Source organism: Pseudomonas sp. LBUM1656, assembly GCF_059716065.1.
In genome coordinates, this window is record NZ_CP166800.1 from 1547756 (window position 1) to 1560166 (window position 12411).

Below are 12411 nucleotides of genomic sequence, written 5' to 3' on the forward strand. Positions count from 1 at the left end.
CCCGGAGAATGGCTATGTCGCAAACGATTCGTGACAACCTCAAACGCATTCTCGCACCGCGCCACGTGGCGTTTGTCGGTGGCCGCAGCATGGCCCGTGCGCTCAAGCGCTGCGCCGAAGGCGGCTACCTTGGTGAAATGTGGCTGGTCAATCCGCAGCACAACAGCCTTGAAGGCGTACCCTGCGTGCGCAGCATCGCCGAACTGCCGTGCGGCCCGGATGCGGTGTTCATCGCGACCAACCGCGAACTGACCCTGACCTGCGTTGCCGAACTGGCCGCCAAGGGCGCGGGCGGTGCGATCTGCTACGCCTCCGGGTTCGCCGAAACCGGCGCCGAGGGTCAGGCCTTGCAGCAACAATTGCTTCAGGCGGCCGGCAACATGGCCTTGCTCGGCCCCAACTGCTACGGCTTGCTCGACTACCTGCACAGCTCAGCGCTGTGGCCGGTGGCCCATGGCGGCAAACCGGTGGAGAAGGGCGTCGCTGTCCTGACCCAAAGCGGCAACTTTGCTTATAACCTGTCGATGAGTGACCGCTCGCTGCCGGTGGCCTACATGGCCTCGGTCGGTAATCAGGCGCAACTGGGCGTCGCCGAATTGATGGACGTGCTGCTCGACGAGCCGCGCGTTACCGCCATCGGCTTGCACCTCGAAGGCCTGAAAAACGTCCCGGGATTCGCCCGCGCCGCGCACAAGGCCTTGGAGAAGGGCATTCCGATCATCGCCCTGAAAACCGGCGTGTCGCAGATCGGTGCCGAACTGGCGCTGAGTCACACCAGCTCACTGTCCGGTTCCGATGCGCTGTACGACAGTCTGTTTGCGCGCCTCGGCGTAATCCGCGTCAGCGGCCCGGTGAGTTTTGTCGAAACCCTGAAAGCGGCGGCGTGCGGCAAGCTGCCGGCGGGCAACAGCCTGATCGCGCTGGCCTGTTCAGGCGGTGACGCCGGGCTGATTGCCGACTACGCCGAACGCAACGACCTGACTTTGCCGAAACTCGATGAGGGGCAGCGTGCAGAGTTGGCGAACGTGCTGCCGAGCTACGCCAACCTGGTCAATCCGCTGGATTTCACCACGGCGATCTGGGGTGACGGCGAAGCCTTGAACCGTATGCTCGACAGCGCCCTGCGCACCGAGGCCGATGCAGCGATGCTGGTGCTCGATTACCCGGCGGAATTTACCGGCGAACGCAAGGAATGCGACCTGCTGCTGGAGCTGTATTGCGCCGCCCTGGTCCGCCACGGCAAGACCGGTTTTGTCACCTCGGCGTTCCCGGAATTGCTGCCGGCCCATGCTCGCGAGCGTCTGCATGCCCAAGGCGTGGCGGCGTTGCAAGGCGTGGAAGACGGGCTGGCCGCGTGGGGTCGGATTGCGGGCTATCAACGCAATCGTCAGGCGCTGCTGGCGCTCGGTGAATCGGCGCTGGTGCCGCACTGCCCGCAGGCGCTGGAAGGCGAAGGTCGCTTGCTCGATGAATGGGATTCCAAAAAAGCCTTGCGCGCCTTTGGCCTGCCGACGCCGAACGGCGTATTGAGCACCCCGGACAACGCGTTGAGTGACGCCAACGCGCTGGGTTATCCGCTGGTCTTGAAAGCGGTCAGTGCCCAGCTGCCGCACAAAACCGAAGCCGGCGCCGTGGCGTTGAACCTCAAGGACGCCGCGGCCCTGAGCGCCGCCCTGGAAAAAATGCGCGCGAGCATTGCCGATTACGCGCCGCAGGTGCCGTTCGATCAGGTGCTGCTGGAACCGATGGCCACACCACCCTTGGCGGAATTGATCGTCGGCATCAAACGCGAAAACGACTTTGGCCTGGCCCTGGTCATTGGTGCGGGCGGGATTCTGGTGGAGTTGCTCAAGGACAGCCGCAGCCTGCTGCTGCCGACCACCGATGGCGCCATCCGCCAAGCATTGTTGAGCCTGCGCAGTGCCCCGTTGTTGCAAGGCTTTCGTGGTCGCGACGCGGCGGATCTGGACGCGCTGGTGGCGGCGATTCGTGCGGTGGCCGATTACGCCTGCGAGAACGCCGGGCAGTTGCTGGAACTCGATGTGAACCCATTGTTGGTCGGTGCCCACGGCACGACTGCGGTCGATGCGTTGATTCGCCTCGGCCACGAGTGAGGAAGTGAACATGCAAAGCACAACATTGACCGGCGGCCAGGCCCTGGTGCGCCTGTTGGCCAACTACGGCGTCGACACCGTGTTCGGCATCCCCGGCGTCCACACGCTGGAGTTGTATCGCGGCTTGCCCGGCAGCGGCATTCGTCACGTGCTGACGCGCCACGAGCAGGGCGCCAGTTTCATGGCCGACGGCTACGCGCGGGTCAGCGGCAAACCGGGCGTGTGCTTCATCATCACCGGGCCGGGCGTGACCAACGCCGCGACCGGCATCGGCCAAGCGTATGCCGACTCGATTCCGATGCTGGTGATTTCCAGCGTCAACCACACGGCCAGCCTCGGTAAAGGCTGGGGGTGCCTGCACGAAACCCAGGACCAGCGCGCAATCACCGCGCCGATCACCGCGTTCTCGGCGGTGGCGCTCAGTGCCGAAGACCTGCCCGAGTTGATTGCCCGTGCCTACGCGGTATTCGACAGCGAACGCCCGCGCCCGGTGCACATCTCGGTGCCGCTGGATGTGTTGTCCGCAAAAATCACCCGCGACTGGAGCAATGAAGTGGTGCGCCGCCCAAGCCGTGGCGTACCGGCAGCCACGGCGCTGGACCAGGCTGTGGCCAAACTGCAAAGCGCCAAGCGGCCGATGATCATCGCTGGCGGTGGCGCCTTGAATGCGCAGCAGCAAGTGCATGAACTCAGCACCCGGCTCGCCGCGCCGCTGTTCACCAGCGTGGCCGGCAAAGGCCTGTTGCCGCCGGATGCGCCGCTCAACGCTGGCTCGAGCCTGTGCGTAGAGCCGGGCTGGCAACTGATCGCCGAGGCTGACGTGGTGCTGGCGGTCGGCACCGAAATGGCCGACACCGATTTCTGGCGCGAGCGTCTGCCGCTGAATGCCGAACTGCTGCGCGTGGACATCGATCCGCGCAAGTTCAACGATTTCTACCCGTGTGCGGTGGCGCTGCAAGGCGATGCGCAACACACCCTCGCCGCATTGCTCGAACGTCTGTCCCCCGCCAAGCGTGATGCCAGTGCCGCGATTGCGTCCGTCGCAGCACTGCGTGAAGCGGTGAAAAACAGCCACGGCCCGTTGCAGTCGATCCATCAGGCGATTCTCGAACGGATCGCCGCCGAGCTGCCGGACGAGGCCTTCATCAGCACCGACATGACCCAGTTGGCCTACACCGGCAACTACGCCTTCAACAGCCAGGCGCCTCGCAGCTGGTTGCATCCGACCGGTTACGGCACGTTGGGTTATGGCTTGCCGGCGGGCATCGGCGCCAAGTTCGGCGCACCGCAGCGGCCTGGTCTGGTGCTGGTCGGCGACGGTGGTTTTCTCTACACCGCGCAAGAACTGGCGACCGCCGTCGAAGAGCTGGACAGCCCGCTGGTGGTGTTGCTCTGGAACAACGACGCGCTGGGGCAGATCCGCGACGACATGATTGGGCTGGATATCGAGCCGATTGGCGTGCTGCCGCGCAACCCGGACTTCGCCGCCCTTGGCCGCGCATTCGGTTGCACGGTGAATGAGCCGCAAAGCCTGGCCGAGTTGCAAACCGATTTGCGCCACGGCTTCAAGCGCAACGGCGTGACCCTGATCGAACTCAAGCATGCGTGCGCGCTCTGACCATTTTAGAAGGATACCGCCATGCGTTTTTCCGACCTGACTCAACGTATCGCCGGTGACGGCGCTGCCGCTTGGGGCATTCATTACCGCGCACTGGCGCTGCTGGAACAGGGTGAAGACATCCTGCTGCTGTCAGTCGGCGACCCGGATTTCGACACGCCGGTGCCGATTGTGCAGGCGGCCATCGACAGCCTGTTGTCCGGCAACACCCACTACGCCGACGTGCGCGGCAAACGCGCACTGCGTGAAAGCATCGCTAAACACTACGGGAAACGCAGTGGCCAACAGGTCTCGGCGGATCAGGTAACTGTGCTCGCCGGGGCGCAATGCGCGTTGTTCTGCGTGGCGCAGTGCGTGCTCAATCCGGGCGATGAAGTGATCGTCGCCGAACCGATGTACGTGACTTACGAAGCGGTGTTCGGTGCCTGTGGCGCGGTGGTGATTCCGGTGCCGGTGCGTTCCGAAAACGGTTTTCGGGTGTTGCCCGAAGACGTCGCGGCCCGCATCACGCCGCGCACTCGGGCGCTGGCGCTGAACAGCCCACACAACCCGTCCGGCGCCAGTTTGTCGCGCGGCACGTGGCAGTCACTTGCAGATTTGTGCATCACCCACGACCTCTGGCTGATTTCCGATGAGGTCTACAGCGAACTGTTGTTCGAGGGCGAACACATCAGCCCGGCCAGTTTGCCGGGCATGGCCGAGCGCACCGCGACGCTCAACAGTCTGTCGAAATCCCATGCCATGACCGGCTGGCGCATCGGCTGGTCGATCGCGCCACCAGCACTGGCTGAACATCTGGAAAACCTCGCGCTGTGCATGCTCTACGGGTTGCCGGATTTCGTGCAGGACGCCGCCGTCGTCGCGCTGGAAAGCAACCTGCCGGAACTGGACGCGATGCGCGAAGCCTATCGCCAACGTCGCGATCTGGTCTGCGAATGCCTGGCCGACTGCCCCGGCGTGCGCGCCTTGAAACCCGATGGCGGGATGTTCGTGATGGTCGATATCCGCGACACCGGGCTCAGTGCCCAGGCGTTTGCCGACCGCTTGCTCGACCGCCATGGCGTCTCGGTGCTGGCCGGTGAAGCCTTCGGCCCGAGCGCTGCCGGTCACATTCGTCTGGGACTGGTGTTGGGCGCAGAACCCTTGCGTGACGCCTGCCAGCGAATCACTCGTTGCGCCACTGAACTGATGGAAGCCCAAGTCTATGCATAACCACAAGACGCTGTTTATCGATGGCCGCTGGCAAACCCCGTCGGGGCAAGGCATTGCCGAAGTGATTAACCCGGCTACTGAAGAAGTCGCCGGTTCGGTGCCGCTGGGCGATGAGCGTGATGTCGACAACGCGGTGGCCGCCGCACGCAGAGCGTTCGGTCCATGGTCGCGCACGCCTTCAAGCGTTCGCGCCGGATACATCCGAGCGCTTGCCGAGCAGTTGCGCACGCGCGCCGACGAGATGGCCGCGGTCATTACTACTGAGTTGGGCATGCCGGTGCAATGGTGCCGTTCGGTGCAGGTCGACGGGCCCATCATCGGCCTGGAGCAATACGTCGAACTCGCCGGCTTGATGGATGAGGTACGCAAGGTCGGCAATTCATTGGTGATTCGCGAAGCGGTCGGCGTGTGCGCTTTCATCAACCCGTGGAACTACCCGCTGCATCAACTGATCGGCAAGCTCGCCCCGGCGCTGGCCGCCGGTTGCACCGTGGTGGTCAAGCCAAGTCAGGAAACCCCGCTGCATGCGTTTTTGCTGGCGCAGATGATCGAAGCGATCGGCTTGCCGGCGGGGGTGTTCAACTTGGTCAGCGGACCGGGTTCGAAGGTCGGCGAAGCACTGGCCAAGCACCCGGACGTGGACATGGTCTCGTTCACCGGCTCCACCGGCGCCGGGGTTCGCGTGGCACAAGCGGCGGCGCCTTCGGTGAAGCGCGTGTGCCTGGAGCTGGGCGGAAAGTCGGCGCTGTTGATTGCCGAGGACGCGGACCTGGCCGCCGCGGTGCGCTACGGCGTGCAGGACGTGATGATCAACTCCGGGCAGACCTGCACCGCGTTGACCCGCATGTTGCTGCCGGCCAGTCGTTACGCCGAGGCCGTGGAACTGGCCATTGCCGAAACCCAAAGCCTGCGCATGGGTGATCCGCTGGACCCGCGGAGTTTCCTCGGGCCGATGTGTTCGGCGGCGCAGCGGCGCACCGTGCAGGACTACATTCAGGTCGGTCAACAGGAAGGTGCGCGGCTGCTGTGTGGCGGCGATACGGCGCACGCCTTCGAGCGCGGTTACTACGTCAGCCCGACGCTGTTCGCCGATGTCGACAACCGCATGCGCATCGCCCAGGAAGAAATTTTCGGTCCGGTGCTGTGCCTGATTCCTTACGCCGATGAAGCGCAAGGGATCCGGATCGCCAACGATTCGCCGTTTGGTCTGTCCAGCGGTGTCTGGGCTTCCAGCACTGAACGCGCCTTGCACCTTGGGCGTCAGTTGCGCGCCGGGCAATGCTTTCTCAACGGTGCGGCGTTCAATTATCAGGCGCCGTTCGGTGGCTACAAACAATCGGGCAATGGCCGGGAATGGGGGGAAGAAGGGCTCAACGAGTTCGTCGAAGTGAAGGCGATTCAAGTGTGACCGTTGACGATTCAAATGATCTTCGCACCGGGCCCTGGCCCGGTGCTTTGCGTGGTTTCAAACCGGTAATTCATTACTCACTCTGTTTGTGATCAGGGGCAATGCAATGAGCGATAACAAAAACAACAGTACTCAAGCGAACCATGAATTCAGTTTTCCGCGTCGCGACTTCCTGAGGTACAGCGCCACTGCTGCTGCCGTAGCAGGGGCGTTTTCCATGGGGTTGCCGATGGGCGCCTTCGCCCAGGAAGCCACGCCCAAACCGGGCGGCGTGTTGCGCCTCGGCCTGGCGGGCGGCAGCACCACCGACTCAAAAGATCCCGGTTCCTGGGTCGACACCTTCACCTTCGTCGGCTTCTCTGCGGTCTATAACACCCTCACTGAAATCGCCGTCGACGGCACCGCCATCCCGGAACTGGCTGAGAGCTGGGCATCGACACCGGACGCGCGCATCTGGACCTTCAAACTGCGTCAGGGCGTGACCTTCCATAACGGCAAGACCCTGACTGCCGACGACGTGGTCGCCTCGATCCAGCATCACCTCAGCGAGAAATCCACCTCGGCAGCCAAGACCGTGTTGGGCGACGTCGCCAAGGTCAGCACCCAAGGCACGGACAGCGTGGTGTTCGAACTGAAGTCGGGTAATGCTGATTTCTCCTATGTGGTCGCCGATTACCATCTGGTCATCATGCCGGCCAAGGACGGTGTGGCGGACTGGCAGGCCGGTGTCGGCACCGGCGGTTATCGCCTCAAGGACTTCGAGCCGGGCGTGCGCATGGGTCTGGAACGCAGCCCCGATTACTGGAAAGCGGGCCGGGCGCACTTCGCCAGTGCCGAGCTGATCGCGATTGCCGACGGCGCGGCGCGGATCAATGCGCTGGTCACCGGGCAAGTCGATGTGATCAACAAGGTCGACCTGAAAACCGTGGCCTTGCTCAAGCGCAATCCGAACCTGGTGATCGAAGAAACCAAAGGCGCCCAGCACTACACCTTCCCGATGTTGTGCGACAGCCAGCAGTTCCAGGACAGCAACATCCGCATGGCGATGAAGCACGCGATCAATCGCGAAACCCTGCTGTCCTCGGTGCTGTATGGCTATGGCCTGGTGGGCAACGACCACCCGATCCAGCCCGGCAGCCGCTTTATCAACACGGCGCTGGAGCAACGTACCTACGACCCGGACAAGGCGCGTTTCTACCTGCGCCAGGCCGGTGTCGACTCGCTCAAGGTGCGCCTGCAAGCGTCTGATGCGGCGTACAGCGGCGCGGTGGATGCCTCGGTGCTGTTCAAGGAGCAGGCGCGTCAGGCCGGGATTGATATCGATGTGGTTCGTGAACCGGCGGATGGTTTCTTTTCCAATGTCTGGATGAAACAACCGTTCACCACGTCCTTTTGGTACAGCAGCCTGACCGCCGACCGGATGTTCAGCATCGGTTACGCCAAGGGCGCGGCGTGGAACGAAACCCATTGGGACAACCCGCGTTTCAACCAACTGCTGAACGCCGCCCGCGGCGAGATGAACGACCCGTTGCGCCGCGAGATGTACAACGAAATGCAGGCGCTGTGCCGGGACGATGGCGGGGCGATTGTGCCGTTGTTTGCCAGCTCGGTGGCGGCGCGGTCGAACCGCGTAGCGCATGGCGGGCAAACCGCGCCTTATGGCGAACTGGATGGGTTGCGCGTGATCGAGCGCTGGTGGCAGGCGTAAGGAATCTCAAAACAGTGAAGATCAACTGTGGGAGCGGGCTTGCTCGCGAAAGCGATTTCACATTCAACACATTCGTTGACAGGCACACCGCCTTCGCGAGCAAGCCCGCTCCCACATTGGAAACTCGCAGTTTTCGCGAGCGTGCCCGATTCAAGGAATCGCATGATGAATAGTATTTTCAAGTTGCTCCTGCAGCGTTTGGCATTGGGGCTGTTATCGCTCTTCGCGGTATCAGTCATTATCTTCCTCGCCGTCGGCATGCTCCCGGGTGACATCGCCCAGGCCATGCTCGGCCAATCCGCCACCCCGGAAACCGTCGCGGCGTTCCGTACACAATTGGGCCTGGACCTGCCGCCGCTGACCCGCTTCGGGCACTGGATCGGGCACCTGCTGCAAGGTGATCTCGGCGTCTCACTGGCCAACCAGCGGCCCATCGCGGAACTGGTCGCCTCGCGGCTGGGCAACACGTTCAGCCTCGCGGCGCTGGCGGCACTGGTGTCGGTGCCGCTCGCGTTAATGCTGGGGATGCTCGCGGCGCTCTATCGCAACAGCTGGTTCGACCGCTTGCTCAATACCAGCGCCTTGAGTGCGGTGTCGTTTCCGGAGTTCTTCGTCGCCTACATCCTGATCCTGGTGTTCGCGGTGAAGCTCAACTGGTTCCCGAGCATTTCCAACCTGGCACCGGACGCTTCGTTTGGCACCGTGCTCGAACGCTCGGTGCTTCCGGTCGCGACCCTGAGCCTGGTGGTCATCGCGCAGATGATGCGCATGACCCGCGCCTCGCTGATCAACCTGCTGGCCAGCCCGTACATCGAAATGGCCCGGCTCAAGGGCATCAGCCAGTCGCGCATTATCTTCCGCCACGCCTTGCCCAACGCCCTGGCGCCGATCGTCAACGTGGTGGCGCTGAACCTCGCGTACCTGGTGGTCGGTGTGGTGGTGGTCGAGGTGGTGTTCGTCTACCCGGGCCTCGGCCAGTTGCTGGTGGACTCGGTGGCCAAGCGCGACATCCCGGTGGTCCAGGCCTGCAGCCTGATTTTCGCGGCGACCTACATCCTGCTCAACACCACGGCGGATGTGCTTTCAATCGCCAGCAACCCACGCCTGATGCATCCGAAGGGGTAGAACATGAGCCTGCTCAAACAATTGGTCCGGGCGCCGCTGAGTGCCCAGTTCGGAATGCTGGTGATCATCCTGTACATCCTCGTGGCGCTGTTCGCGCCGTTGCTGGCGCCGTATGGCGAAACCCAAGTGGTGGGCGAAGGCTTTGCGCCGTGGAGCGGTGAGTTTCTGCTGGGCACCGATAACCTCGGGCGCGACATGTTCAGCCGCCTGGTCTACGGCGCGCGCAACACCTTGGGCATCGCGTTCCTGACCACGGTGCTGGCATTTCTGCTTGGCGGCCTGAGTGGTTTGGTCGCCGCGATAAAGGGCGGCTGGGTTGATCAGGGCTTGTCGCGGGTCGTCGATATTCTGATGGCGATTCCGCAGCTGATCTTCGCCTTGCTGATCCTCAGTGTGGTCGGCACCACCGCGACTTCGCTGGTGTTGGTGATCGCGCTGCTGGACGCGACCCGGGTGTTTCGCCTGTCCCGGGCCGTGGCGATGAACGTGGTGGTGCAAGACTTCGTCGAAGCCGCCCGCCTGCGCGGTGAAGGCCTGTGGTGGCTGGTCACCCGCGAAGTGTTGCCCAACGCCGCTGCGCCGCTGATTGCCGAGTTCGGCCTGCGGTTCTGTTTCGTGTTTTTGTTCATCAGCGCGCTGTCGTTCCTCGGCCTGGGCATTCAACCGCCCACCGCCGATTGGGGCAGCATGGTCCGCGACAACGCAGTGCTGATTACTTTCGGCGACGTCAGCCCTTTGCTGCCCGCCCTGGCCGTGGCGTTGATCACGGTCAGCGTCAACTTCGTCGTCGACTGGATGTTGCACAAATCCAGCGGCCTTAAGGAGTGCTGAACATGAACGCGATCACCGAAGAAAAACCGTTGCTGGAAATCCGCGATCTGCACATCGAAGGTCATTACGAAGACACCTGGCACCCGCTGATCAAGGGCATTGATCTGACCCTGCAACGCGGTGAAGTGCTGGGGCTGATCGGCGAGTCGGGGGCCGGCAAGTCGACCCTCGGCCTCGCCGCCATGGGCTACACCCGCGACGGCTGCCGGATCACCGGCGGCTCGGTGCAGTTCGACGGCATCGACCTGCTGCGCGCCAAGCCCGAAGCGCTGCGCAAACTGCGTGGCCTGCGGATCGCCTACGTCGCGCAAAGTGCTGCTGCCTCGTTCAATCCAGCCCATCGACTGATTGATCAGCACGTGGAAACCGCGGTGAAAAACGGTGGCATGAGCCGCGCCCAGGCGATGGCAGAAGCGGTGGAGTTGTATCGGGTGCTGCGCTTGCCCAACCCGGAGCAGATCGGTCAGCGTTATCCGCATCAGGTGTCCGGCGGGCAGTTGCAGCGGGTCATGACCGCCATGGCCATGGCTTGCCATCCAGACCTGATCATCTTCGACGAACCGACCACCGCCCTCGACGTCACCACGCAGATTGAAGTGCTGGCGGCCATTCGCGATGCGGTGGCGACTTACGGCAGCGCGGCGATCTACATCAGCCACGACCTGGCGGTGGTCGCGCAAATGGCCGACCGGATCATGGTGCTGCGCCACGGCAAACTGGTGGAGGAAGCCGAAACCCGCAAGATGCTGGGTGATCCGCAAGAGGATTACACCAAGTCCCTGTGGGCGGTGCGCAGTTTTCGCACCGAACCCAAGCCGTGCCCGCAGCAGGAAAAACCGCTGCTGGAATTGCGCAAGAGCTGCGCCAGTTATGGTCATCAACCGGTGTTGCACGATGTCTCGTTGAGCCTGTATCGCGGTCAGACCCTGGCGGTGATCGGTGAGTCCGGCAGCGGCAAAAGTTCGACCGCGCGATTGATCACCGGCTTGCTGGCGCCGACGTCGGGTCAGGTGCTGTATGACGGCGAAGCGCTGCCGGCGGACTTTCGCCAGCGTAGCAAGGAGCAACTGCGGCGCATCCAGATGATCTACCAGATCCCGGATACGGCACTGAACCCGCGTCAGCGCATCGTCGACATCATCGGTCGGCCGCTGACGTTTTACCTGGGGCTCAAGGGCAAGGCGATGCGGGCGCGGGTGGCCGAGTTGCTGGAAATGATCGAGCTCGATCCGGCGACTTTCATGGAGCGCCAGCCCCGCGAACTGTCCGGTGGGCAGAAGCAACGCGTGTGCATCGCCCGGGCATTGGCGGCCGATCCGCAACTAATCATTTGCGATGAAGTGACCTCGGCGCTGGATCAACTGGTGGCCGAAGGCGTGCTCAAACTGCTCAACCGTATCCAGCAGCAACTGGGCGTCGCTTATTTGTTCATCACCCACGATGTCGCCACCGTTCGGGCAATTGCCGATGAGGTGTTGGTGATGCAGCGGGGCAGGGTGGTCGACCACGGTTCGCGCAGCGCCATATTCACCCCGCCGCATCAGGATTACACCGGGCTGCTGTTTTCATCCGAACCGCAAATGGACCCCGACTGGCTCGACCGGTTGCTGGCCACGCGCGCGTTATCGTCCTCCGATTCAAAACCTGTAAACGTTTAGGGAATTGCCATGAAAGTCTTGATTGTCCACGCTCACCCGGAGCCGAAATCCTTTACCGCCGCCCTGCGTGATCAGGCGGTGGCGACACTTGAGGCCCAGGGGCATGAGGTTCGGGTCAGCGACCTGTACGCCATGAACTGGAACCCGGTGGCCAGCGCCGATGACTTTTCTTCGCGGGAGAATCCCGAGTACCTGGTGTATGCGCTGGAACAACGCCTGGGGGTGAAGAGCCAGTCGCTGGCGCCGGACATCCAGCAAGAACTCGATAAACTGTTGTGGGCTGACCTGCTGATTCTGAACTTCCCGATTTTCTGGTTCTCCGCCCCGGCGATGCTCAAGGGCTGGATTGACCGGGTGTTGGTGTCGGGGATCTGCTACGGCGGCAAACGCTTTTACGACCAGGGCGGATTGAGCGGCAAGAAGGCGCTGGTTTCCATCACCTTGGGCGGCCGTGAGCATATGTTCGGTGATGGCGCGATCCACGGTCCGCTGGAAGACATGTTGCGGCCGATTCTGCGCGGCACGTTGGCGTATGTCGGGTTTGATGTGCTGGAGCCGTTCGTGGCCTGGCATGTGCCGTACATCAGTGACGAAGCGCGCAAGGATTTCCTGCAGAGTTATCAGCAGCGTCTGGAACACGTGAGTGATGATCAGCCGATGCAGTTTCCGCGGTTGTCGCAGTTTGATGATGGGTTGTATCCGTTGCCTGGCTAAAAGGGGAGATTGGCCAATAGTTG

The 12411-nt window shown here is 62.9% G+C and carries 9 protein-coding genes; all 9 read left to right on the plus strand.

Annotated features, from left to right (window positions below):
- Nucleotides 1–14 precede the first annotated feature (14 nt).
- The 9 genes from ACA072_RS06915 (at nt 15) to ACA072_RS06955 (ending at nt 12388) form a co-directional block, all read left to right on the plus strand.
- Nucleotides 15–2114 (plus strand): acetate--CoA ligase family protein, encoded by a 2100-nt coding sequence (locus ACA072_RS06915; RefSeq protein ID WP_497623734.1) that lies wholly within the window; start codon nt 15–17, stop codon nt 2112–2114.
- Nucleotides 2115–2124: 10 nt separating this feature from the next.
- Entirely contained in the window at nt 2125–3732 is a 1608-nt protein-coding gene (locus ACA072_RS06920; RefSeq protein ID WP_497623735.1) for a 5-guanidino-2-oxopentanoate decarboxylase, read from the plus strand.
- A gap of 21 nt (nt 3733–3753) precedes the next feature.
- Nucleotides 3754–4944: a pyridoxal phosphate-dependent aminotransferase gene (locus tag ACA072_RS06925; protein WP_497623736.1), complete on the plus strand. Its 1191-nt coding sequence runs from the start codon at nt 3754–3756 to the stop codon at nt 4942–4944.
- Nucleotides 4937–6352 (plus strand): aldehyde dehydrogenase family protein, encoded by a 1416-nt coding sequence (locus tag ACA072_RS06930; RefSeq protein ID WP_497623737.1) that lies wholly within the window; start codon nt 4937–4939, stop codon nt 6350–6352. Before ACA072_RS06925 ends, ACA072_RS06930 begins: the two co-directional genes overlap by 8 nt.
- A 106-nt stretch (nt 6353–6458) precedes the next feature.
- A complete protein-coding gene (locus tag ACA072_RS06935; protein WP_497623738.1) occupies nt 6459–8060 on the plus strand; it encodes an ABC transporter substrate-binding protein in 1602 nt (533 codons plus the stop codon).
- 165 nt (nt 8061–8225) lie between these two features.
- On the plus strand, nt 8226–9185 hold the full coding sequence (locus ACA072_RS06940; RefSeq protein ID WP_497624953.1) for an ABC transporter permease: 960 nt from the start codon (nt 8226–8228) through the stop codon (nt 9183–9185).
- A gap of 3 nt (nt 9186–9188) precedes the next feature.
- The gene (locus tag ACA072_RS06945) at nt 9189–10016 is read left to right on the plus strand and encodes an ABC transporter permease (protein ID WP_497623739.1); all 828 of its coding nucleotides are present in this window, start codon (nt 9189–9191) and stop codon (nt 10014–10016) included.
- A 2-nt stretch (nt 10017–10018) separates the two neighbouring features.
- A complete protein-coding gene (locus tag ACA072_RS06950; RefSeq protein ID WP_497623740.1) occupies nt 10019–11674 on the plus strand; it encodes an ABC transporter ATP-binding protein in 1656 nt (551 codons plus the stop codon).
- A gap of 9 nt (nt 11675–11683) precedes the next feature.
- Nucleotides 11684–12388, plus strand: a complete 705-nt coding sequence (locus tag ACA072_RS06955) for an NAD(P)H-dependent oxidoreductase (RefSeq protein WP_497623741.1) — start codon at nt 11684–11686, stop codon at nt 12386–12388.
- Nucleotides 12389–12411: the final 23 nt, after the last annotated feature.

Excerpts from the sequence above, each read along its gene's own strand:
- ACA072_RS06915 (WP_497623734.1), top strand. The coding sequence starts at position 15 with ATGTCGCAAACGATTCGTGACAACCTCAAACGCATTCTCGCACCGCGC.
- ACA072_RS06920 (WP_497623735.1), top strand. The coding sequence starts at position 2,125 with ATGCAAAGCACAACATTGACCGGCGGCCAGGCCCTGGTGCGCCTGTTG.
- ACA072_RS06925 (WP_497623736.1), top strand. The coding sequence starts at position 3,754 with ATGCGTTTTTCCGACCTGACTCAACGTATCGCCGGTGACGGCGCTGCC.
- ACA072_RS06930 (WP_497623737.1), top strand. The coding sequence starts at position 4,937 with ATGCATAACCACAAGACGCTGTTTATCGATGGCCGCTGGCAAACCCCG.
- ACA072_RS06935 (WP_497623738.1), top strand. The coding sequence starts at position 6,459 with ATGAGCGATAACAAAAACAACAGTACTCAAGCGAACCATGAATTCAGT.
- ACA072_RS06940 (WP_497624953.1), top strand. The coding sequence starts at position 8,226 with ATGAATAGTATTTTCAAGTTGCTCCTGCAGCGTTTGGCATTGGGGCTG.
- ACA072_RS06945 (WP_497623739.1), top strand. The coding sequence starts at position 9,189 with ATGAGCCTGCTCAAACAATTGGTCCGGGCGCCGCTGAGTGCCCAGTTC.
- ACA072_RS06950 (WP_497623740.1), top strand. The coding sequence starts at position 10,019 with ATGAACGCGATCACCGAAGAAAAACCGTTGCTGGAAATCCGCGATCTG.
- ACA072_RS06955 (WP_497623741.1), top strand. The coding sequence starts at position 11,684 with ATGAAAGTCTTGATTGTCCACGCTCACCCGGAGCCGAAATCCTTTACC.